This window comes from Streptomyces sp. C1-1 (assembly GCF_050214755.1).
In the GTDB taxonomy this organism is placed as follows: domain Bacteria; phylum Actinomycetota; class Actinomycetes; order Streptomycetales; family Streptomycetaceae; genus Streptomyces.
Genome location: NZ_CP189826.1, coordinates 9,693,474 through 9,714,169, shown reverse-complemented (window position 1 = coordinate 9,714,169; position 20,696 = coordinate 9,693,474). Strand labels below are relative to the sequence as shown.

Below are 20,696 nucleotides of genomic sequence, written 5' to 3'. Positions count from 1 at the left end.
GTCGGACTTTCCCGCCGTGCGAACGACCACCAGACGCAAGCTGACGTTCCATTCGTGACACGGGCCGTGGACGCCGACGCGAAGACCGTCCGGATGGACGACGACGGAATTCTGCGCTCCGACACCCTGGTCTGCGGCCTGGGCAGCATCGCGTACACCGTCGCCGTTCCCGGCGTCGACGACCTCGCCTACACCCTTAACAACTCCGGGTGGGAGACCGAGCGCACTGCGCTGTCGGTGACCATACGATCGCATTCGTCGGTGGTCAGACCCGCGGGGGCGGCCACCGGTGAGACATGGGTGCCGCCGGTCCACAGCACCGCCCCCGCCGGGACGCTGCAACCGCCAGGGAACTCGACTCCGTCCGGCAGCGCCTTGGCGACTTCGACGCCGCTGTGTGTACCGACGCGCACGAGCCGAACGCGCGCCGCGTCCAGGTGGGCCCCTTGGCCTTCGGATGCAACGTGGCGATTGAGCGGTCCCGTTCGACTCGCCATCAGAGCGAGACCTACGTCGGGGCCATGGCTCCCCGAGCCGATCCTTACCGGAGCCCGCCAACGCGACGTCACGGAGCGCTTCTTCGCGGCGACGGCGGGCGGCGACATCATCTTCTCAAGGAGCCGCTCTCCCCAGGCGTGACGCTGTGGACCGATGGCGGCGGAAAGTTCCGCCAAGCCCTCGAACCGGTCGTCGGATCGAAGACCGTGGCCCGTTGGTCCGACACGCTCGCCACCTCGCCCTACCAGGGCATCGAGCCCGGCCAGATGCGGTCGGAGCTCACCTGGATCAACGGCAGTCCGGGCGTGGTCTTCCGCGGCCCGGACCGCGTGATCGCCACGCTGACCCTCGACGTCGATCCAGAAGGCCGCATCACGACCATTCACAACGTCGCCAACCCCGACAAGCCCCAGGCAGTCACCGCCGGCACTCAGTACTCGTCGATCACCCCAGCCGTCCCCAAGAGCTGGCCCCGCTCGCCTCGGACCGGTCCCGAGCCTGGCCGCCTCCTCCCCTGTGCACCGCATCCTCAACCGGCATGGCCCGCGCCCCCGGCCTGCCTCGACCAATCCACCGGCCAGCCCATTCGCCACTACGAACGCGACCGGCCAGCGAACTCATCCACGTCGACGTCAAGAGCTTGAACAGCAGCCCGAACTTCCCTGCCGGGGGGAGACCCGGCCGTGCGACGGAACTCCTGCTAAGGGAAGGGCAGTTGAGGTCCTTCAGGGCTGCCCGTTTGCCTGACAGGACGTCATTTGCATGCTTGGATATGGCATAGATTCACTGCATATAGCGAGATCTCTGGGTTGGGGGATGAATAATGTCTGATAACATCACATTCCATAACTATGGCGACAGCCACGGTCCTCAAATCGGCAAAGCCGAACGCGATGTGAACATCTCGACGCCCCGGTACGAGCAGCCCTCGGAGCCGTCCCTCGCGGACCACCTCACCGCCCTCCGCCGGGCCCTTGATGAGGCCCATGCGCAGAGCCAGGTCGACGACGGCACCTACGCGGACGCCCAGCAGGCCCTGGATGAGGCCGCCCAGCTCACCGAGCCCGACGACGAGGAACAGAAGAACGCCTTCATCCGCGCCCTGCGCAAGCTCAAGGGCCTGGTGGAAGACGTGAGCGGACTCGCGGGAGCCGTAGCCGGTCTAATCACCATCGTCACGGGGCGACGATGACCCCGCCGCCCGGTCCGCCGGACGGCGGAAGGCCGACGTTCAACAATTGGGGCACTTCGTGGGGGCCCCAGTTCGGAGTCGTCCACGGAAACGTGTACATGCCTGGCGCCGACGCACCTCCTGAGGAGCAGTTCACGGCCGGTGTGCGCGAACTGAACAGCAACAACCGGCTCAGCGCCCTGCGGTACCTCGAGAAGGCCTTCGACGCAGGGCGAACTCCAGCACGCGCCTACTACTTGATGCTGGCGATCCTCAGCGGCCAATCCTTCGAACTCCTCGGCGAGGAGAACATGGAGCGCCTCCGCCAAGTGGCTGCTTACATGGACGAGGCCAGTGGGCCGACAGGCGAAGAGGGGCCCGACGCATACCGGCCGGCTGTTCGCATCATCTGCCAGCTGCTGATGCTACTGAGTCGGCCACCGGAGGCCGAGAACGCGGACGGACAACTCTTTTCGCTGTTCAGCGGTATCGACGCACTGCCCGCGACCCGACGTTCGGAGGTACTGCGACATCTCCAGATGATCATTCACGGAGCGGCCCGGGACCGTCTGGACGCCTGGGACGCGGCGGAGGTGGCGGAGAAACGCTGTGCCGGCGACCGCCAGAACAGGGCACTCAAGTTCTTCATCCCCGACCCGGTCGAACCCAAGCAGCGCATTGCCGCCACTCCGGATGTCACCGGTGCAGACCAGGCCGCCCTGACGGCCGCCGCGGCTCTGGGTGCCCTCGGCCTGATCCTCGTCCTCGCGGTCCTCTTCCGGGGAAGCGTCGGCACAGCCGTCCTCGTCCTGCTGACCTGCGGCCCCGGCGGGACCGCCGCCGCGCGGTACGGCATGGAACGCCGCTGGCTCGGCGAACGCCTGGCGGACGAAGACCGCCGCCACTTCGCCACCCCGCCAGGATCACAGCCATGGCACTCGACCTGGGTGAACGGTGCCGTGCCCTTCAACCCGGCCGTGGTCCCCGGGGCTTACCGCATTGCCTGGCCCACCCGGCGACACGAGGATTTCCACGCCGACATCTCCAAGGTCATCGCCCAGCAGTTCAACCGCCAGTTCCGCGACGGCGAGGAGCTGTCCGCCTGGAGTCAGCACTCCGCCGGCGTACGTCTCAGCCTGGCCAACGAACTCACCATCGCCTATGGCGGCACGAATGATGTGTCGGGTCTGGAATGGCTCGTCGCGATGCATGCCGAGGAAACCGCCCTCGCCTGGCGCAACCGCACCCTCTTCGCCTACCAGCAGCAGCTGAGCGTCCCGCCGCAGATCTCCCTCGCCTTCTGGGTCGGCGTCGTCTCCTTCGGCATCGGAGCCCTCATCGGTATCGGCGACCTCCTCTCGGTGGACGCCGGCACCGGTTTCTGGGCCATAGCGCTGCTCGTCGTCGCAGGCATCCTGGCCGGCAGGGCGGGATACGCGGTCTTCGCCAAGCGCCGTACGCACACCGCCGACGTCCAGGCCTTCGGCCTCAGATACGCGAACGAACTGCGGGTCTGGCAACAATGGCGCGACTACCTCGCCGACCGCCCCACCGACAACGAGATGGCCAAATGGCTCGACTACGATCTCCGGGCCCTGCGCCGGGAATCACTCGACCACTACGGCCTCAGCCATTACGACGTTCGCAAGTACTTCTTCGTCACCGAAGCCAACCCCGGGTGCGCCAGGGCCCGCAACCTCTACGGCCCGCCCCGCTACTCGTCGTACATCATCCGCCTTTTCCTGCTCACCGAAGGCGGCGTCCGCCAGCACGAGTGGACCATGGACTTCATCACCGCCCGCCACAACCGGGAAGACCGCAGAGCCTTCCGCTACGACGCCATCGGCTCCGTCGCCGTCACCCAGATCGGCCTCCGCGGCGTCGGTGCACTCCGCAAGATCGTGCCCATCGGCAAGGAGGTCCCCGGCATCAGTGCGGGGACCCGTCCCCCGGACGAACTGATCCTCGGCCAAGCTCTGCGCCTCTCCCTCGTCAACTCTGAGAGCCTCGACATCGTCGTCGAGAACTTTCATGACTTCCTCGACCGCCTCTTGGAGAACCCAGAACAACTCTCCCAACTCGCTCTCGAATCCTCCGGGGTCTCCACCGCCCTCCGGATCCTCGAATCCGTCGCCGCGGAAGGCCGAGGCTGGTTTGCCGCCCAAAGGGCCTCCCTGGCACGCCGCCTGAAGGGCGCCAGCCTCCTCATGACCCCGGACGCACGCGGCCTCACAGCCGGCCCCAACGATGTGAATGACGGGAAGCCGCGTTGAGTTTCGGCGAGCTCGGCCAAGTCGCGCCGTGCCCGAACTTGCACGCGCCCGAATTCTCCGTTCCGAACTGATTGCGCTGCCCGACGGACCTTCGCACCAGCGGCTCGGCCACGTGTCACGCTACTGCGGAGAGCCGGGTACGCAGGTTGTGGAACTGCCGGGTCTGCATGATGAAGTGGGCGGGTTCGCCCAGCAGCAGGTCGAACGGCCGGGTGAGGCTGCGCGGTCGGCCCTGCCCACGGGTGCGGACCACCAGGCGCGTCATTCCGTCGGCGGTCGGCCGCAGATGGAAGCCCCAGACGCCGTCCATGCGCGCCACCGGACGAGGGTCCCAGTCCGGATCGAAGGAGTGACCAGAGGGCAGGCTGAGATCCGAACGCAGCACTAGCGTGCGGTTCGGCTCCAGGAGAACCACCGTGAACCACGCCTGACCGTCCCGTGTCGCGGGCAGTCGCTGCCCTTCCTCAAGGGTTTGCCACTCGGGCGCGATGCGATCCGCGCTGGGCTCTCCGAAGTGGTCCAGGAGGTCCCAGCTGTACCAGCCGGCGCGATCTCCTCCCATCTGCACCAGCCAGGGCCAGACCTTCTCAGGTGGCGCCGGAAGGGTGGTGGCCATGGTCGACGTGCCGTCGGCGTCGGGGAAGAGCTCGTCGCCGGGGTACGCGCGGTCGGTCTCGTCCGGAGTCGCGCCCCACGTCAGCAGGCGGGGGCGCAACCGCAGTGCGTAGAGAGCCAGAGCGGCGGAGGCCACCGTGAAGGGGAGCAGACGCGCTTGCGGTCGCCTGCGGCATGACTGCTGCTCGGTCATTGTGTCCTCCTGTCGATCGGGGCGTCCATGGGGAGCGTCGGGGCGTCCATGGGGAGCGTCGATGGAAGCGAGCCTTTCGCCGGATCCGCGGGGCACGTAGCGCGGCGGTCGTCCATGCGGTTGGCCGCGCGCCCTTGCCCGTACCAACCGCCGGCGGCTCCGTGCGGCTGCCCTCGTCAAGGCGCCCGTCGCCTCATTCCTGCATACCGGGCGGCGAGGGCCCGCGCGAGGGCCGGTCGGCCCCGCAGCGGGTCCCGTCGTCCCAACGGCCAGCCTCAGCCGACGGTCCGCCGCGGCCGCCCCGTTCCCGTCGGGTGGCTCCTCTTCGTCCACTTGGCCAGCAGCACGAAGACGAGCAGGACCACGCCGACGGTGAGGACAGGCAGTGGTGCGGCGAGCGAACCCGGCAGGTATCGCTCTGCCGTCTGCAGCACCGTCTGCACGGTCCCGTAGGCGCCCAGTGCCGGCAGCCACACCCGGTGAAGTGCCACCCGGCTGCCAGCATGGCTCCGGAGGTGACCAGGGCCAGCACATGCCCGGCCGGGACGTCCATGGTCATCTGGGCACCGAACAGCAGGCCGAGCGCGGCGGCTATCCCGTAATATTCGGCAGTCGCCGGTTCCTGGGCGCGGCGAGCGCCCATGAAGCGGCCACCAGCCAGACAGCGATTCCATGCGCCAGCAGCGGCGTCGTCACCGAGGCAGGCCACGCCCGTGACCGGGGCCAGGAGGCCGCGTTCTGAGGGACGAACGGCACGCTCCCACCGGGACCCCGGGACCGCGTTAAACCTTCTGACCGGCGCGCCGCCCGGAACACGGCTTCCGCATTCAGCCCGCGCTGGGCGGCAGCTGTGCCGGACTGACCAACTCCCCCAGTACCTCCGCCATGAACTGCACCAGCCACCGCTGGGACGGACTGCGTGATGCCTCGTGCCGGGCGTAGAGCGCCACTTCGATCGGTTCCGTGTCGAACGGGAGCCTGACGAGGCGGAGGCGGTGGGAGGCGGTGAACACCTCGCCGACGTACTCTGGGACGATCGCGATGAGGTCGGTGTGTTCCAGCAGGTAGGGCAGCATCGTGAAGCGCGTGGCATCGACGGCGACGCGCTCAAGGAGGCCGTGGGTGGCCAGGAGCGAGCGGGGCACGACGTGGCCGTGGGGGCCGTACACCGTGGCGTGCTGCTCGGCCGCGAGGTCGGCCAGCGTGACGGACGCGCCGCGGATGCGGGGGTGGTCGGCGGCGACCATACCGACGTAGCGCTCGTGGAAGAGCGGGATGCGGACGGTGCGGTGGGACGTGAGGACCGGGGTGGCGACGAAGGCGTCGAGTTCACCGCGGCGCAGCTGGCTCTCGGCGGCGTCCACGTCCAGCGCGCGGACGGTGAAGGAGACGCGGGGAGCGCTTTCGCGGGCCGCGGCGGCCAGCCGGGGCAGCAGCGTGGCCTCGCCCAGGTCGGAGAGGGCGACGGTGAAACGCCCTGACATGGTGGCCGGGTCGAAGTCGTCGTCCTGGCGGATCACGGCGTCCATGCCGGCCAGCGCGCGCTGCAAGGGCTCGTAGAGGCGCTGGGCACCGGCGGTCGGGGTCAGGCCGCGGCCGGTGCGTCGGAACAGCTCGTCGTCAAAGTGCCGGCGCAGTTTGGCCAGGCTGTAGCTCACCGTGGGCTGGGTGACGTGGAGGGTTTCGGCCGTCGCCGTGACGCTGCCGGTCTCGTAGAGCAGCACGAAGACGCGGGCGAGGTTGAGATCGAAGCTGCTCATATCGAGCGAGTCTATATCGCGGCCTGCCAACATTTATTGGTTCGAATGTCGTGCGGTGGTGGCCTGCGTCACTGCGACGCCGCTACGAAAGGAACATCTGTGCCATCCGTGCGCTGTGTCTGCCATAAGTTCCTCCAGCGCCAGGAGCTCACCACCGTCTTCGGTAATCCCGGCTCCAACGAGCTGCCCTTCCTCGCCGACCTGCCGGAGGGCTTCCGGTACGTCCTGGGGCTGCACGAGGGTGCCGTGGTGGGCATGGCCGACGGCTACGCACAGGCCACGGGACGTCCGGTGCTCGTCAACCTGCATGCCGCGTCCGGCTCCGGCAACGCGATGAGTGCCCTCACCAACGCCGTGGCCTCGCGCACTCCCCTGGTCGTCGTGGCCGGCCAGCAGGTGCGGCCGGCCATCGGGCCGGAGGCCAACCTCGCCAACGTCGACGCCCCGTCGCTGATGAAGCCGCTCGTCGGCTGGGCGGCCGAGCCGGCCTGTGCCCAGGACGTGCCCCGGGCCCTCGCCCAGGCCGTCTTCGAGGCGCAGCTGCAGCGTCGGCCCACCTACCTCTCCGTCCCCTACGACGACTGGGCGGTGGACGCGGACGAGAACGCGTCGGCCGTGCTGGACCGACCGGTGCTCCGCGCCGCGGTCCCCGGCGCGGAGCAGGGGCGCCGGCTGGCGGATGCGGTCGCCGCAGCGCGCAGGCCCGCGCTGGTGCTGGGCGGTGACATCGACTCCGCCGGTCTCTTCGACGACGCGGTGCGGCTGGCCGAGCGGCTCGGGGCTCCGGTGTGGGCGGCACCGTCGCTGTTCCGGCTGCCTTTCCCAACCGCCACCCGCAGTTCCGCGGTGTGATGCCCGCGGGCATCGAACCCGTCGCCCGGGCTTTCGCGGGGCATGACCTCGTGCTGGTGCTCGGGGCACCGGTCTTCCGCTATCACGAGTACCTGCCCGGCCGGTATCTGCCCGAGGGCACGCGATTGATCCAGGTCACGGAGGACGCCTCCGGCGCCGCCCGCGCGCCGATGGGCGAGGCTCTGGCAGCCGACCCGGCCGCCGTCATCGACCTGCTGCTCAAGCTGCTCGACGCGTCGACGGAGCCGGCGGGCGATTACCGGCCCGCCCCCGCGCCGGCCACCGCACAGGGGACGAGACTGCATCCCGAGGAGGTCTTCGCCTCCCTCCGGGACGAACTGCCCGAAGACACGGCGTACGTGGTGGAGTCGACCTCGACGAACTCCTCGTGGTGGCGCCAGATGGACCTGCGACGCCCCGGCTCCTACTACTTCCCGGCAGCGGGCGGACTCGGCTTCGGCCTGCCCGGCGCCGTCGGGGTCGCCATGGCCCAGCCCGACCGGCCGGTCGTCGGCGTGATCGGGGACGGCTCGGCCAACTACGGCATCACCGCCCTGTGGACGGCCGCCCAGCACCGCGTGCCCGTGACCGTGGTGCTGCTACGCAACGGCACCTACGGCGCGCTGCGCTGGTTCAGCGGCCTGCTGGGTGTCCCGGACGCACCCGGCATGGACATCCCGGGCCTGGACTTCACCCGCATCGCCGAGGGCTACGGCGTGTCCGCCCAGCACGTCGACAGCGTGGACGAACTACGGGCGGCGCTGTCCCGACGCCCGGACGGACCCCGGCTGATCCAGGTCGACACGGCGCTCACAACACCGTCCTGACCACGACGCCCACCCCACGCATACACCTCGCAGAACCCATCCCCCTCGGGTGACGGAAGGAAGACCGATGACACTCCTGGACAGCGACGTCTGGAGCAAGAAGTTCCTCAGCGACGGCTGGCAGGACGCCACCCGCGAACACCCGGTCACCGAACCGGCGACCGGCGCACAGCTCGGCACCGTGGGCCTGGCCACACCCGAGGACGTGCACCGCGCCGCCGCCCGGGCCGCCGAGGCGCAGCGGTCCTGGGCGGCCACGCCCCCGCGGCAGCGGGCGGCCGTACTGCGTCGCGCGGGCGAGCTGTTCACCGAGTACGCCGCCGAGATCGAGGACTGGCTGATACGCGAGGCTGGCTCGGTACGGGCCAAGGCGGCGCTCGAGGTGCAGCTAGCGATCGGCGAGTGCTTCGAGTGCGCGGGCCTGCCCACGCACCCTCAGGGAGAAGTACTGACGTCCGAGGAGGCCCGCTGGTCGTTCGCCCGGCGCCGCCCCGCCGGCATCGTGAGCGTGATCGCGCCGTTCAACTTCCCGCCGGCGGTCAGCGGTGGCGTCGTCATCGCCCGGATCTTCGAGGAGGCCGGGCCGCCCTCCGGACTGCTGCATCTGCTGCCGGGCGACGGCGCGGTCGGCCAGGCGGTCGTCGAGGCACCCCAGGTACGGGTCATCTCCTTCACCGGCTCCACTCCGGTCGGCCGCGCCATCGGCGAGCAGGCGGGCCGTCTGCTCAAGCGGACCCACCTCGAACTCGGCGGGAACAACGCGCTGGTGGTGCTGCCGGGCGCGGACGTGCAGAAGGCGGCCTCGGCCGGTGCGTTCGGCTCGTATCTGCATCAGGGGCAGATCTGCATGACCACCGGCCGCCACATCGTGCACAAGTCGCTGCTCGACGAGTACAGCGCCGCGCTGGCCGCGAAGGCGCGGGCGCTGCCCGTCGGGGACCCCGCCCGCGAAGACGTGGCGCTCGGCCCGATCATCGACCGCCGGCAGCTGGAGCGGGTGCACGGCATCGTCACCGACAGCGTCGCGGCGGGCGCGACGCTGGTGGCGGGCGGCGAGATCGACGGCGCCGGATACCCGGCGACCGTCCTGACCGGCCTCACCACCGACATGCGGGCGTGGCGCGAGGAGATCTTCGGTCCCGTCGCACCCGTCATCGGCTTCACCACGCTCGAGGAGGCCGCGCGGATCGTCGACGACTGCTAGTACGGCCTGTCCGTCGGCATCCTCGGCGACGTCGGTACGGCGATGAAGCTCGCCGACCGGATCGACTCCGGCAAGGTCCACATCAACGAGCAGACCGTCGGCGACGAGCCCAACGCGCCCTTCGGCGGAGTCAAGGCCTCCGGTACCGGGTCCCGGTTCGGCGGAGCCGCCGCCAACGTCGAGGCCTTCACCGAGACCCAATGGGTCACGGTCCGCCCGGACATCGCCGACTACCCGTTCTGATCCCCGCTCCCCCGTCCGCCCTCCATCCCGTCCCCCGTAGCCGCTCCAGAGGGAACGAAGCCATGACACCCACCACCGCGCCGGACACCACCGGCGCCGCCTCGAGAACGAGCACGTCCGACCGCAACGTCTGGACCGTGGTCCTGTGCTGGATCACCGTCATGCTCGAGGGGTACGACCTCGTCGTCCTCGGCGCCATCATCCCCACCCTGCTCAAGACCCGTCACCTGGGCATGACGGCCGCGGACGCCACCACGGTCGCCACGCTTTCGCTCGTCGGCGTCGCCATCGGCGCTGTCCTGGTCGGCCCGCTCGCCGACCGCTTCGGACGGCGGCTGCTGCTCATCGGCTCAGTGGTGGAGTTCTCCGTCTTCACCCTCCTGGTGCCCCTGGCCACCTCCGTCGGGATGTTCGCCGCGCTCCGGCTCGTCGCCGGTATCGCTCTCGGCGCCTGCATGCCGGCGTCGCTGACGATGATGGCCGAGCACATGCCCGCTGCACGCCGGGCTGACCATGACCGGCTACCACACCGGTGCCGTGATCACGTCCCTGCTGGCCCTGCAGGTCACCGACAACTGGCAGGTCCTGTTCTACGTCCTCGGCATCGCCGGACTCGTCATCGCGGCCGTCCAGTGGTTCCGTCTGCCGGAGTCGGAGGCGTTCGTCCGCGCCAAGGAAGCGCGCCCAGCGCGTCGCATTCGGCGAACTCCTACGGTAGACGCCGTTTCATTTGGTGAGGCGACGGTGGCAGATGAGGGCAGCGGCCATGCCGACGAAGGCGAGGAAGTGTTCGGCCTTGCGCTCATAACGGCGCTGGAGACGACGGCATCCGGCCAGCCAGGAGACCGTTCTCTCGACGACCCAGCGGTGTCGGCCGAGCCGTTTTGAGGACTCGATGCCCTTGCGTGCGATGCGGTGGCGGATGCCGCGCTTGCGGAGCCATCGGCGCAGATGGTCGTAGTCGTAGCCCTTGTCCGCGTGCAGTTTCGCCGGCCTTCGTCGCCGTGGGCCGCGGCGGGATCGGATGGGTGGGATCCCGCGTACGAGCGGTTCGAGGCCGAGGCTGTCGTGCATGTTGGCGCCCGAGATCCCCAGCGAGATCGGCAGTCCGTTCCGATCGGTGACCAGGTGGATTTTCGATCCCAGCTTGCCGCGGTCGGTCGGATTCGGTCCGGTCAGTGGCCCCCTTTTGCCGCCCGCAGGCTGACCGAGTCGATCGCGCACCGCGACCAATCCAACTCGCCCCGGGCGCCGAGCTCGTCGAGGATGACGCGGTGGAGCCGAGCCCAGACACGGTCCCGACTCCATTGGGCGAAGCGCCGGTAGACGGTGGGCCAGGCCGGTCCGAACACTGGCGGAAGCTGCCGCCACGTGCAGCCCGAGGTGGCCACGAAGATGATCGCTGCCAGACATTCACGGTCCCCCGCCCGCCGTCTCCCGCCACCTTGCGGGCGTATGACCTCCGTCGACGGGACCACCCGCCGAAACAGCGTCCACAACTCGTCCGGCACCAAACGCTCCACCAGATCAGTCATGCACGGCTCAACGAGTGATCACGCCATTAGAAACGCTGTCTAAGAGGTCGTTTTCATCTATCACGTCCGCTTATTAGGCGATTCCTTAAGCGGTGGGTGGCGGTGCAGGCGAGGTCGCGGAGACAGTGGATGCTGGCGAGTCGTGGGAGGTTGCGGATGGGACGGAAAAGGCCGTAATCCTGTCTCATCCCAGGATGCCCGGTCTTCGAGGACGTGTGCTTCGACCGCCGTTGGTGTGCGACTGGGCGCACTCGTTCGCAGCCAGTACGCCGGAAGCATGCCGAAGCGACGCCCGTATCCGAGTGATCTGTCCGATGCCCGTTGGGAGTTGATCGAGCCTGTGCTCTCGGCCTGGCGTTTCGAGCGCCGCGGCCGGGCCCTGGACTTCGGCCGGCCGCCCGAGCACGACCTGCGCGACATCATGGACGCGATCTTGTACGTGGACCGTACCGGGGTGCAGTGGCGCTACCTTCCGCACGACTTTCCGCACTGGAACACGGTCTACGGCTACTTCGCCAGGTGGCAGCAGGAAGGCGTGTTCGCCCAGCTCAATGGCTTGCTCAGGCAACTCTTACGGCAGAAGGAAGGACGGGAGGCCGAACCGTCGGCCTGCGTGATCGACGCGCAGAGCGTGAAGACCTCCACCAGCGTGCTCGTCTCCGGCCAGGGCATCGATGCCGGGAAGAAGATCGTCGGGAGGAAGCGGAGCATCGTCACCGACACGACAGGGCTCCTCCTTGCCGCGCTGGTCACCGCGGCGAGCGTGCAGGACTCCATCGCCGGCAACCAGCTCCTGGACCAGGTCGCCGCCGAACACCCCCGCATCCGCAAGGTGTGGGTCGACGGCGGCTACCGCCAGCACCTCGTCGAGCACGCCGCCAGCCTCGGCATCGACATGGAAATCACGCAACGCCCGCCCGGGACCAGGGGATTCACTCCGATCCCGAAGCGGTGGGTGGTCGAGCGGACCTACGGCTGGCTCATGCTTCACCGCCGCCTGGCCCGCGACTACGAAACCCTACCCGCCCGCTCCGAAGCCATGGTCCACATCGCTATGACAGACCTCATGGTCCGCCGCCTCACCAGCGAGAACATCATCTCCTGGCGCGACCCGATACTGCAGACCAAACAGCAGATTCCGGGATGAAACAACGGGAGAAAACGACCTCTAAAGCCGGCCTACCTCCGCGCCGGCATCGGCATCTGGGTCGCCTCGTTCATGGGCCTGCTCCTGGTCTACGGCCTCAACACCTGGCTGCCCAAGCTCATGAACGACGCCGGCTACCCCGTCCCCACGGCCGTCACCCAACTGCTCATCCTCAACGTCGGCGGCGTCGTCGGCCTGGTGCTGGGCGGGTTCGTGGCCGACCGGCGGGCATCAAGCACACCACGCTCGGCTGGTTCGCGATATCGGTGGCCATGCTGGCCTGCCTCAGCGTCAGGATGCACAGCGACCTGCTCCTCGACACCGTCGTCTTCCTCACCGGTGTGTTCGTCTTCTCGGCCCAGGTGCTGGTCTACGCGTACGTGACGAACTTCTATCCGGCCTCGGTCCGCGGCACCGCCCTCGGCTCGGCCTCCGGCATCGGCCGCATCGGCTCCATCGTCGGCCCGTCGATCACCGGTGTCCTCGTGGCGGCCGGCATCGGCCACCCCTGGGGCTTCTACTTCTTCGCCGCCGTGGCGGTCGCCGGATTCCTGGCCGTGCTCACCCTGCCCGGCCGGGCCGCCGCGGCACAGGCGGAGGCCACCGCGAACGCTCCGGCCGCCGAGCCCGCGGTCGGACCCGTGACAGGAGGGCGGTACGGCACCGAAAGGGCCGTACCGCCCCGCCCCCTGTGCTTGATGCGCTGAAGAACCCCGACAGCCACACTGAATCCATGGAATACGTCGGCCGGGTGCCCGCTCCGCCGCTCGACCAGTTCATCGACGACCTCTACTGTCTGACCGGGGTGCCGCACCACCGGCTGATGAACGTTCCGCCGATGCCGTCGGCACACTTCTTCCTGCACCTGAGCGGACCCGTCCGGCTGTGGGACTCCGACCGTTCGGTGCCACTGGCAGTCTTCACCGATGCGTGGTTCATGGGCGTGTGGACCAGGCGCTTCCTCTTCGAGTACCCCCCGCATGTGCGGCTCGTCGGCGTGCACTTCAAACCCTGGGGGATGTCCCCGTTCGTCGATCTGCCGGCCAGCGAGCTGCGTGACCGCTGGGCGCCGGCCGATGCCCTCTGGCAACGCTCCGCGGACCGGATCCGCAACCGGGTCGGCGATACCGCGTCGGCCGCCGAGACGTTGCGGGTGCTGGAGGAGGAGCTGCGATCACGACTGGCCGACGCCCCGGCACGTGGCCTCGACCTGGTGCAGCACACAGGCCGGCGTCTGGAGACCGCGCACGGCACGATCCCCGTCGCCGCGCTGGCCGATGCCGCCGGGGTGAGTGGCAACCACCTGGCCAACATGTTCAGGACTCATGTCGGGGTGACCCCCAAGCGGATGGCGCGGATCTACCGCTTCGCGCGCCTGATCCTCTCGGTGGACGCCCGGCGCCCCGTCGACTGGTCCGAACTCGCCCAAGCAGCGGGCTACTTCGACCACGCTCACTTCAGCAGGGAGTTCAAGGACTTCACCGGCCACACTCCCACGCAGTACCTGGCCCTGCGGCGTCGACTCCCGACCGGGCCGACAGGTCCGCACGACGAGGGCCCGATGCCGGCCGATTGATTTCTTACATGCCCGCACCCCTCCAGCCGCGAAAGGATTGCGGCGAGACCGCAAGGAGATGTCGAGGAGGGCCCGTGGGTACGGTGATCATGCACAGCGTGGTGTCGGTGGACGGCTTCATCGCCGACGAGAAGGGCGACGTCGGGCCCCTTCACGAGTGGTACTTCAGCGGGGACGTCCCGATCGAGGTGGGCGCGGACGAGCGGTACGACCATTCCGGGACCGGAAGTCGCATCAAGGTCTCACGGGCGTCGGCGGACTACGTCCGGTCGATGTGGGAGTCGATCGGCACCATTGTGATGGGCCGCAACCTGTTCGACCAGGTGAACGGCTGGGAAGGCAAGCCACCCGCAGGCGATCACGTGGTCGTCGTGTCCCACCGGCCCAAGCCCGAGGGGTGGCACCCCGAAGCGTCCTACCATTTCGTCGACGGCGTGGCGGCCGCCATCGACAAGGCCCAGGAACTCGCCGGAGAGCGGATCGTCGCGGTGAACGCCGGCGACGCGGGCGCCCAGATCCTCGCGGCCGGTCTCGTGGACGAGGTCGCGATGGATGTGGTCCCGGTGGTCTTCGGGTCGGGCCGACGCTATTTCGGCGGCATCGACGAGCAGCATCTGCTGGAGGACCCACACGTGGTCATCCAGGGCGACAGGGTGCTGCACCTGAAGTTCAAGGTACGACGCTAGAGATCTTCAACGACCGAGGCCGCCGGGTTGTGCCAGGGCAGCGGTCAGCAACGCTTGTGCCGACTCTCGCATGAGGGTCGCGGCCTCCGTCCGTGACACGGAGGCGATGTCGACCATCCAGACCCAGGCCTCGATTCCGGAGCCGGCGCGAATGGCCACGGCAAGTCGTCTGCGGTCGATGTGCGGGTGCGACTCCGCCAGCGGCGCCAGGGCATCCTCGATCCATGTGATGGCTCTCCCCTGCCGCAGGACCGGGCGGCCGTCGCGCGGCGTCTGTGGTTCCTGGTCCAGAGACAGCCGCAACGCCGCCCGCAGCTGCGGCTCCCACTTGCGCAGGATCTCCGTCTGCTCGGTCATCACCAGGTCGAGACGGGCGTGGACGTCATCGGGTGCGTCCTCGTCGAGGAGGCTGGGCCGGTCGATGGCCGGTATCGCGGCCAGGAGCAGCTCTTTCTGGTTGGGGAAGTAGCGGTAGGCCGTGGTGCGGGAAATGCCGGCGGCGTCAGCCGCCTGTTCGACGGTCGGGGTGCGTCCGTTCTCCAACAGGGAGCGGGCTGCTCCGACAAGAGCGTCACGGGTGCGCTGCTTCTGCCGGATTCGGCCCGTCGACTCATATGGTACTTCCATGCCGTCATGGTACCGTAGTCCCATGAACGATCCTGTGGTCACTGACCCGCAGCTGTATCGGGTCGTGTGGGAGAACGAACGCGTGCGGGTGCTGGAATACCGCGACGCACCGGGCGATGCGACGCACCTGCATGCCCATCCGGACACCGTCATGGTGACCTTGTCCTCGTTCCAGCGGGTGATCGCGGCCGGCGGCCGAGAGGTCCCCGTCACCCTGGAGGCGGGGCAAGCGCGCTGGCTGGACGCGCAGGAACATCAAGGCCGCAACGTCGGTCAGACGGCTACCCATTCACTGTTCATCGAGCTCAAGGAACCCCGGCCGGGCGCCCCGCGCCCGGATGCCGCGTTGGGACCGTCCGCTCCCTGAGGCGGCCCTCCCGGACAATGCCCCCAAGCGCATCGGGCAGGCTCATTAAGCGGATTCGTCCAGGAGCTGCGGGCCGTTGTTCCGGACATTGTTGACGGCAGTGGAGACGGGCCGGGCGTCAAGGTGGCCATCGGCAGGCCGGCCGAGCAGATCCCGCAGCCTGTCGGCGTTCTGGTGGGTGGGGTCGAGCCAGTCGTCGTAGTGCTCGGGGGTGAGGGCGAGCGGCATGCGGGGGTGCACGCGGCCTGCGGCGTCGGTGGCTTCGGTGGTGATGATGGTGCAGGTCATCAGCCAGGCCGCCGGATCGTCGTCGTCCTTGACGGCCGGATCACGCCAGTATTCGTACAGCCCGGCCAGCGCCATCACTTGGTCGTCCTCGGGATGGATGAAGTACGGCTGCTTGCGCACCTTGCCGGTGCCGGGGTCCTTGGTCTGCTGCCACTCGTAGAACCCGTCGGCCGGCAGCAGACAGCGGCGCCTGCCGAACGCGCTACGGAACGCGGGCTTCTCGTGCACGGTCTCGACCCGGGCGTTGATCATCCGCGCCCCGATCCTGACGTCCTTCGCCCACGACGGCACCAGCCCCCACCGCAGCGGCCGCAGCTCCCGCTCCACCACCACGTCGGAGGAACGCTGGCCGCGAGGGGCCCGCTCGAGGACGGCCCAGACGTCGTCCGTCGGGGCGACGTTCCAGTTCGGCGCGAGCGTCTCCTTGGCCGGCACGTCGGGCACGTGGAAGAGCGGGGCCAGCTCCTGCGGACTGCGAGCGGATACATATCGACCACACATACCGCCACTCTCGCACCAAGCCCGTGCCACGCAAGCACGCCGGTAGGGTGTCGCATCCGGCGGCCGCCACCGTCCGGTAGGTGCCGGCGGCCGGGGCGGGCGGGTCGGCATGCGGGCGAGCAGCAGCCTTCCGTCGTCGGTGGGCTGGAGGACGTCGACGAACAGAGACGGCAGGGCCGGCTCGCCGGGTGTCGGTCGCGTCAATCGCCGTCGTCGAGGGCTCGGTAGTCGCGGCTGTGTGGCAAGCCCTGCACCAACTCCAAGAACCCGTCGTGCAGTCGGCCGTTGGTGACGAGGACCGACATGTCGCCTTCCAGGACGGGCGCTCCGTTCAGGTCGGTCACACGGCCGCCCGCCTCCGTGATGATGACGGGCATCGGGGCGACGTCTTCGTAGCCCATCGGCGGTCCGGCGATGATGCCGGCATCGGCTCGGCCCGTGACCACGGCCACGATCATGCCGGTTGAAGGCAGCAGGAGTACCCGACGGTGGAGGCCGCAGAGGAGTTCCTCGGGCCAACCGGCCGGGTTGTGCATCAAAGTCCTTGCTCCACCCAGAGCGGTCCGTTCCGTGAGCCGGGCGCGGCGACCCGACCGCAGATCCGGGGTGGAACCAGGCAGCACCCAGCAGCCCAACCCACGGGCCGCCGCGACCATTTGCCGGCTCAGCGGCATGTTGATCACGCCTATGGCCGGTCCGTACTCGTCCTCGAAGGCGAGGTCGTTCGAGAACAGCGGCACTCGGTGGGTGAAGTACGTCGTGCCGTTGATCGGGTCGATGATCCATCGTCGTCCTGAGGACCCACTGGTCGAACCGCACTCCTCTCCGTAGATTCCGTCGTCCGGCGCCTGCTTGCTCAACTCGTTCCTGATCAGCTCTTCGACCGCCACGTCGATCTCGGTGACCTCGGTGCCGTCCTCCTTGAGACTGCTGTGCCAGTCATCCCTGAAGAAGCCTTGCGCCGACATCTGTCCCGCACGACCGGCCAGGCGAACGGCGAAGTCCAGAAGTTCCCGGTCGACGGGCGGAGCATCGAGGGCGTGGTCCATTCGTCGAGCCTTTCACGGGCCCGGCCCCAAGTGCCGCCACAACCACGGCCACTTCACCTGCGCTGAGAAAGCGACGCTCACGTCCTCGTCCTCGCCGGCAGCCGTGTGTGGCCCGCGTCCAGGCCGATGGACAGGCCCGTGGTCGTGACGTCGAGGCTGGTGGCTTTGAGGCCCAGGGGGTAGTCGGCGTCCGTGCGGGTCGTGAGCGTGTTCTGGATGCGGTCGAGGAATCGGGGCGGCGCGGGTCTGCCGAGGATCTCGGCGTTCTCGAGGTGAAGGGCCACGCGCCCGTCCTGCAGGCGGGGTTGTACGGTCGCCTGTCCGAGGCCGCCCTGGCCGAGGCCCAGGGTGATGGTGTCGGCCTTCTCGTCGAGGCGAACGTCCGTGACGGGAAGGCGACTTCCGTTAGTACCGGTCAGGTCCTGCAGGGACGTCGCGGGGATCTCGACGTGGGCGTGGACGGCGGCGACGGTGCCCGCGCGCTCCCCCGTCAGGCGTACGTCCTGAAGACGGGCGCGGACGGAGACGTCGGGGATACGGCCCAGGGTGGCGTGGTCGTTGCTGATGGTCACCGCGTCGAGGTGCCGGTCGAGCAGGGCGAGCAGAGCGGGGCCGCCGTCGATGTCGACGGTGCTGTCCTTGCCGAGGGCCCGGCCCGCCGCCGTGGCCAGGCGGTCCTGCAGCATCGTGCGGGCGGCGAGTTCGGCCGCGGTGGCGGCCAGCAGGACGACGGTCAGGGCGAGGGCCGTGATGGACAGCGCGCGGTGTCGGCGGAACGCGGCGCGGATCATCCGTTCGGCTCCTTGGCGAGGGCCGGGAGGGCCTGGCCGTCCGGGGTTCCAGCGGGTGCCGGGCCTTCGGGGTCCAGGTGCGGCAGGAGGCGGTCCAGCCACCGCGGCAGCCACCAGTTCGCCTGGCCGAGCAGGTACATGGTGGAGGGCACCAGCACGAGCCGGACCACGGTGGCGTCGAGGATGACGCTCACGCCCAGGCCGAGTGCCAGCATCTTGATCACCACGTTGGTGGAGAGCAGGAAGGCCAGGAAGACGCTCGTCATGATGAGCGCGGCGCAGGTGATGACGCGGGCGGTACCGGCCAGTCCGGTGGCGACGCTGCGGTGGTTGTCCTTCGTGTGCAGCCAGGACTCGCGGATGCGGGAGAGCAGGAAGACCTCGTAGTCCATGGACAGGCCGAAGACGATCGCGAACATCATCATCGGCACGTACGACTCCACGGGTACGGGCTCCTCCACACCGAACAGCGAGCCGCCCCAGCCCCATTGGAAGACCGCGACGACAACGCCGTAGGCGGCGCCGATCGACAGCAGGTTGAGCAGGGCGGCCTTGAGGGCCACCAGGAGGCTGCGGAAGACGGTGAGCAGGAGCAGGAAGGCCGCGGCGACCACCACCGCGACGATGACGGGCAGACGGTCCACGACCACGTCACGGAAGGTGAGTTGGGCGGCGGTGACACCGGTGACGTAGCCGTGGGCGCCGGTGCCGGCGAGGGCGTCTGGGAGGGTGTCGTCCTCCAGGCGGTGCAGCAGGTCGGAGGTGCCCTGATCCTGCGGGCCGGTGCGGGGTGTGACCGTGGCGATGAGCAGCGTCGGCTCGTTGCCCGCCGCGACCGGTGTGCTCACGTCGGCCACTCCGGGGGCCGCGGCGAGGGCGTCGTGCAGTGTCCGGGACAGCGTGGCGCTGTCGGTGTGCGCGTCGCGGAGGTCGGCGACGATGGTGAACTGTCCGTTGGTGCCCGGTCCGAAGCCGTCGGCGATCAGGTCGTAGGCGCGGCGGTCGGTGTAGTCGGTCGGGTCGGCGCCGTTGTCGACGTGGCCCAGTCGCATGGAGGCGGCCGGGATCGCGAGGACGGCCAGCGCGAGTGCGCCGACGGCGAGGAAGAGCCAGGGGCGGCGGCCCACGGTGGCGGCCCAGCGATGCCAGGTGTCGGCCGTGCCGGTCGGCTCGTCGACGGGGGTGCGCACCCGCCAGCGGTCGATGCGGCGGCCGGCCACCCCCAGGAAGGCGGGCGCCAGGGTGAGTGCGGCGACGGCGGCGATCAGGACGGTCAGGCCGGCGGCGACACCGAGGGTGCCGATGAAGGTCACGCCGGAGACGTACAGGCCGCCGAGGGCGAGGGCGACGGTGGCCGCCGCGACGATCACGGCACGGCCGCTGGTGGCGACGGCCCGGCCGGCGGCCTCCGCCGGGTCGTCGACGTCGCGCAGCAGCCGGCGGTGCCGGGTGATCAGGAACAGGGCGTAGTCGATGCCGACGCCCAGGCCCATCATGGTGGCCAGCGTGGGTGCGGCGTTGCCGAAGGTGAACGCCGCGGCCAGCAGGCCGAGCAGCGAGATTCCGGTCAGCAGACCGGCGACCGCCGTCAGCAGCGGCAGTCCGGCGGCGGCCACGCTGCCGAACCCGGCCAGCAGCACGACGATGGCGGTGACGAGGCCGATCACCTCAGACAGGCGGTCGGCGGCCTTCGGTCGGGCCAACTGCCCCAGTGGACCACCGTATTCGACCTCGACGCGGTCGGCGCGCAGGCCGTGCACGGCGTCGTCGACGCCGTCCAGGTAGGAGGGCGCGAAGCGGGCGGGGTTCTCGGTGAAGCGGACCGTCATGATGCCGGTGGTGCCGTCGGCGGAGACCGCGCCGGGTGTGTTCAACGGATCGGCCACCGTTATCACTTCGGGCAGCTTCCTCAGTTCGGTGACCGCGGTGTCCACGGCGCCCCGATGGGCGGCGAGGGACCCGGTACCGGTGTGCAGCACGATCTGCGCGGCGGTGCCGCGGACGCCGGCGGAGCCGTGCGCGTCCAGCAGGTCGGATCCGGTCTGCACGGAGGTGCCCGGGAGGGCGAAGTCGTCGTCGTAACTGCCTCCCCAGGCCCGGTCGGCGGCCAGTGCGGAGAGCAGCACCAGCAGCCAGACACAGATCACCCACCACGGTCGCCGTGCGCACCAGCGGCCGAGCCGGTGCAGCCGGCCGACGCGTTCGGGCGCTTCGGTGCGGGCGGGTTGCTGGGGGGTGACAGGTTGATTGGTCATGCCGTCGTTTCTTCTCAGCCCACGGCGTGCGGGGCGGTGGGTCGGTGATGGTGTCGGGGCGTGGCTGCGGGCGGGTGCCCGGGGGGGTGCGAGTTGCACCGGCGACCCTGCCCTGGGTCGCGGGTCGCGGGTCGCGGGTCGCGGGTCGCGGGTCGCGGGTGGGGTACACCCTGCCGGTGGTCGGCTGCCGCTCGATGACCGGGTCGGCACGGCTACGGGCGCGGCGTACGGCGTCGGC

21 protein-coding genes and 2 pseudogenes are annotated in these 20,696 nt (G+C 69.4%); 13 read left to right on the top strand and 10 right to left on the bottom strand.

Going from position 1 to position 20,696, the window contains the following annotated elements; all coding sequences use genetic code 11:
- Positions 1–188: 188 nt before the first annotated feature.
- Entirely contained in the window at positions 189–413 is a 225-nt protein-coding gene (locus ACQF4J_RS44405; RefSeq protein ID WP_427168354.1) for a hypothetical protein, read from the bottom strand.
- A gap of 222 nt (positions 414–635) precedes the next feature.
- On the opposite strand from ACQF4J_RS44405, the gene ACQF4J_RS44400 reads away from it, so the two are divergent.
- The 3 genes from ACQF4J_RS44400 (at position 636) to ACQF4J_RS44390 (ending at position 3,942) form a co-directional block, all read left to right on the top strand.
- Complete coding sequence (locus ACQF4J_RS44400; RefSeq protein WP_427168353.1) at positions 636–1,142, top strand: hypothetical protein; 507 nt, start codon at positions 636–638, stop codon at positions 1,140–1,142.
- A gap of 251 nt (positions 1,143–1,393) precedes the next feature.
- Positions 1,394–1,690 carry a hypothetical protein gene (locus ACQF4J_RS44395; protein ID WP_427168352.1) on the top strand — a complete coding sequence of 99 codons (297 nt, stop codon included), beginning with the start codon at positions 1,394–1,396 and terminating at the stop codon, positions 1,688–1,690.
- A 98-nt stretch (positions 1,691–1,788) separates the two neighbouring features.
- On the top strand, positions 1,789–3,942 hold the full coding sequence (locus ACQF4J_RS44390; protein WP_427168351.1) for a hypothetical protein: 2,154 nt from the start codon (positions 1,789–1,791) through the stop codon (positions 3,940–3,942).
- Positions 3,943–4,057: 115 nt separating this feature from the next.
- Here ACQF4J_RS44390 and ACQF4J_RS44385 read toward each other — a convergent pair whose 3' ends face one another.
- Together ACQF4J_RS44385 and ACQF4J_RS44380 are read right to left on the bottom strand one after the other, a co-directional pair.
- Positions 4,058–4,750, bottom strand: a complete 693-nt coding sequence (locus tag ACQF4J_RS44385) for a hypothetical protein (protein WP_427168350.1) — start codon at positions 4,748–4,750, stop codon at positions 4,058–4,060.
- A gap of 275 nt (positions 4,751–5,025) precedes the next feature.
- On the bottom strand, positions 5,026–5,241 hold the full coding sequence (locus tag ACQF4J_RS44380; RefSeq protein ID WP_427168349.1) for a hypothetical protein: 216 nt from the start codon (positions 5,239–5,241) through the stop codon (positions 5,026–5,028).
- A 41-nt stretch (positions 5,242–5,282) separates the two neighbouring features.
- Between ACQF4J_RS44380 and ACQF4J_RS44375 the strand changes: the two genes are divergently transcribed.
- The gene (locus ACQF4J_RS44375) at positions 5,283–5,492 is read left to right on the top strand and encodes a hypothetical protein (RefSeq protein WP_427168348.1); all 210 of its coding nucleotides are present in this window, start codon (positions 5,283–5,285) and stop codon (positions 5,490–5,492) included.
- A gap of 85 nt (positions 5,493–5,577) precedes the next feature.
- On the opposite strand, the gene ACQF4J_RS44370 is transcribed toward ACQF4J_RS44375, so the two are convergent.
- Positions 5,578–6,510 (bottom strand): LysR substrate-binding domain-containing protein, encoded by a 933-nt coding sequence (locus ACQF4J_RS44370; protein WP_427168347.1) that lies wholly within the window; start codon positions 6,508–6,510, stop codon positions 5,578–5,580.
- A gap of 99 nt (positions 6,511–6,609) precedes the next feature.
- Between ACQF4J_RS44370 and ACQF4J_RS44365 the strand changes: the two genes are divergently transcribed.
- From ACQF4J_RS44365 to ACQF4J_RS44350, 4 genes and pseudogenes are all read left to right on the top strand, one after another.
- The gene (locus tag ACQF4J_RS44365; protein ID WP_427168346.1) at positions 6,610–7,362 is read left to right on the top strand and encodes a thiamine pyrophosphate-binding protein; all 753 of its coding nucleotides are present in this window, start codon (positions 6,610–6,612) and stop codon (positions 7,360–7,362) included.
- Positions 7,362–8,189 (top strand): thiamine pyrophosphate-dependent enzyme, encoded by an 828-nt coding sequence (locus ACQF4J_RS44360; protein ID WP_427168345.1) that lies wholly within the window; start codon positions 7,362–7,364, stop codon positions 8,187–8,189. The genes ACQF4J_RS44365 and ACQF4J_RS44360 overlap by 1 nt, the downstream gene beginning before the upstream one ends.
- A 67-nt stretch (positions 8,190–8,256) precedes the next feature.
- A pseudogene (locus tag ACQF4J_RS44355) lies at positions 8,257–9,636 on the top strand (aldehyde dehydrogenase family protein).
- Between the two features lie 62 nt (positions 9,637–9,698).
- A complete protein-coding gene (locus tag ACQF4J_RS44350) occupies positions 9,699–10,373 on the top strand; it encodes an MFS transporter (protein WP_427168344.1) in 675 nt (224 codons plus the stop codon).
- Here the strand turns inward: ACQF4J_RS44350 and ACQF4J_RS44345 are convergent.
- A protein-coding gene (locus ACQF4J_RS44345) for an IS5 family transposase (RefSeq protein WP_427168343.1) occupies positions 10,363–11,171 on the bottom strand; the annotation gives its coding sequence in 2 pieces (ribosomal slippage) (positions 10,363–10,814 and positions 10,814–11,171; 810 coding nt in all). The genes ACQF4J_RS44350 and ACQF4J_RS44345 overlap by 11 nt on opposite strands.
- 277 nt (positions 11,172–11,448) lie before the next feature.
- On the opposite strand from ACQF4J_RS44345, the gene ACQF4J_RS44340 reads away from it, so the two are divergent.
- From ACQF4J_RS44340 to ACQF4J_RS44325, 4 genes and pseudogenes are all read left to right on the top strand, one after another.
- Positions 11,449–12,318 carry an IS5 family transposase gene (locus ACQF4J_RS44340; protein ID WP_427168342.1) on the top strand — a complete coding sequence of 290 codons (870 nt, stop codon included), beginning with the start codon at positions 11,449–11,451 and terminating at the stop codon, positions 12,316–12,318.
- 21 nt (positions 12,319–12,339) lie between these two features.
- Positions 12,340–12,941 (top strand): annotated as a pseudogene (locus ACQF4J_RS44335) (MFS transporter); the annotation flags it as partial.
- Positions 12,942–13,051: 110 nt separating this feature from the next.
- On the top strand, positions 13,052–13,894 hold the full coding sequence (locus ACQF4J_RS44330; RefSeq protein WP_351573600.1) for a helix-turn-helix domain-containing protein: 843 nt from the start codon (positions 13,052–13,054) through the stop codon (positions 13,892–13,894).
- A gap of 74 nt (positions 13,895–13,968) precedes the next feature.
- Complete coding sequence (locus tag ACQF4J_RS44325; RefSeq protein ID WP_351573602.1) at positions 13,969–14,580, top strand: dihydrofolate reductase family protein; 612 nt, start codon at positions 13,969–13,971, stop codon at positions 14,578–14,580.
- Positions 14,581–14,586: 6 nt separating this feature from the next.
- Here ACQF4J_RS44325 and ACQF4J_RS44320 read toward each other — a convergent pair whose 3' ends face one another.
- Entirely contained in the window at positions 14,587–15,207 is a 621-nt protein-coding gene (locus ACQF4J_RS44320; RefSeq protein WP_351573605.1) for a TetR/AcrR family transcriptional regulator, read from the bottom strand.
- Positions 15,208–15,229: 22 nt separating this feature from the next.
- On the opposite strand from ACQF4J_RS44320, the gene ACQF4J_RS44315 reads away from it, so the two are divergent.
- On the top strand, positions 15,230–15,574 hold the full coding sequence (locus tag ACQF4J_RS44315; protein WP_351573608.1) for a cytoplasmic protein: 345 nt from the start codon (positions 15,230–15,232) through the stop codon (positions 15,572–15,574).
- Between the two features lie 45 nt (positions 15,575–15,619).
- Here ACQF4J_RS44315 and ACQF4J_RS44310 read toward each other — a convergent pair whose 3' ends face one another.
- The 4 genes from ACQF4J_RS44310 to ACQF4J_RS44295 form a co-directional block, all read right to left on the bottom strand.
- Entirely contained in the window at positions 15,620–16,363 is a 744-nt protein-coding gene (locus ACQF4J_RS44310; protein WP_427168341.1) for an SOS response-associated peptidase, read from the bottom strand.
- A 200-nt stretch (positions 16,364–16,563) separates the two neighbouring features.
- Positions 16,564–17,412 carry an inositol monophosphatase family protein gene (locus ACQF4J_RS44305; protein WP_427168340.1) on the bottom strand — a complete coding sequence of 283 codons (849 nt, stop codon included), beginning with the start codon at positions 17,410–17,412 and terminating at the stop codon, positions 16,564–16,566.
- A 77-nt stretch (positions 17,413–17,489) separates the two neighbouring features.
- On the bottom strand, positions 17,490–18,203 hold the full coding sequence (locus tag ACQF4J_RS44300) for an LmeA family phospholipid-binding protein (protein ID WP_427168339.1): 714 nt from the start codon (positions 18,201–18,203) through the stop codon (positions 17,490–17,492).
- Positions 18,200–20,458, bottom strand: a complete 2,259-nt coding sequence (locus tag ACQF4J_RS44295; protein WP_427168338.1) for an MMPL family transporter — start codon at positions 20,456–20,458, stop codon at positions 18,200–18,202. Before ACQF4J_RS44295 ends, ACQF4J_RS44300 begins: the two co-directional genes overlap by 4 nt.
- Positions 20,459–20,696: the final 238 nt, after the last annotated feature.

Coding starts and splice junctions, on each gene's coding strand:
- ACQF4J_RS44390 (WP_427168351.1), top strand. CDS start 1,789: ATGCCTGGCGCCGACGCACCTCCTGAGGAGCAGTTCACGGCCGGTGTG.
- ACQF4J_RS44385 (WP_427168350.1), bottom strand. CDS start 4,750: ATGACCGAGCAGCAGTCATGCCGCAGGCGACCGCAAGCGCGTCTGCTC.
- ACQF4J_RS44375 (WP_427168348.1), top strand. CDS start 5,283: ATGCCCGGCCGGGACGTCCATGGTCATCTGGGCACCGAACAGCAGGCC.
- ACQF4J_RS44370 (WP_427168347.1), bottom strand. CDS start 6,510: ATGAGCAGCTTCGATCTCAACCTCGCCCGCGTCTTCGTGCTGCTCTAC.
- ACQF4J_RS44360 (WP_427168345.1), top strand. CDS start 7,362: ATGCCCGCGGGCATCGAACCCGTCGCCCGGGCTTTCGCGGGGCATGAC.
- ACQF4J_RS44350 (WP_427168344.1), top strand. CDS start 9,699: ATGACACCCACCACCGCGCCGGACACCACCGGCGCCGCCTCGAGAACG.
- ACQF4J_RS44340 (WP_427168342.1), top strand. CDS start 11,449: ATGCCGAAGCGACGCCCGTATCCGAGTGATCTGTCCGATGCCCGTTGG.
- ACQF4J_RS44330 (WP_351573600.1), top strand. CDS start 13,052: ATGGAATACGTCGGCCGGGTGCCCGCTCCGCCGCTCGACCAGTTCATC.
- ACQF4J_RS44320 (WP_351573605.1), bottom strand. CDS start 15,207: ATGGAAGTACCATATGAGTCGACGGGCCGAATCCGGCAGAAGCAGCGC.
- ACQF4J_RS44315 (WP_351573608.1), top strand. CDS start 15,230: ATGAACGATCCTGTGGTCACTGACCCGCAGCTGTATCGGGTCGTGTGG.
- ACQF4J_RS44310 (WP_427168341.1), bottom strand. CDS start 16,363: ATGTGTGGTCGATATGTATCCGCTCGCAGTCCGCAGGAGCTGGCCCCG.
- ACQF4J_RS44305 (WP_427168340.1), bottom strand. CDS start 17,412: ATGGACCACGCCCTCGATGCTCCGCCCGTCGACCGGGAACTTCTGGAC.
- ACQF4J_RS44300 (WP_427168339.1), bottom strand. CDS start 18,203: ATGATCCGCGCCGCGTTCCGCCGACACCGCGCGCTGTCCATCACGGCC.
- ACQF4J_RS44295 (WP_427168338.1), bottom strand. CDS start 20,458: ATGACCAATCAACCTGTCACCCCCCAGCAACCCGCCCGCACCGAAGCG.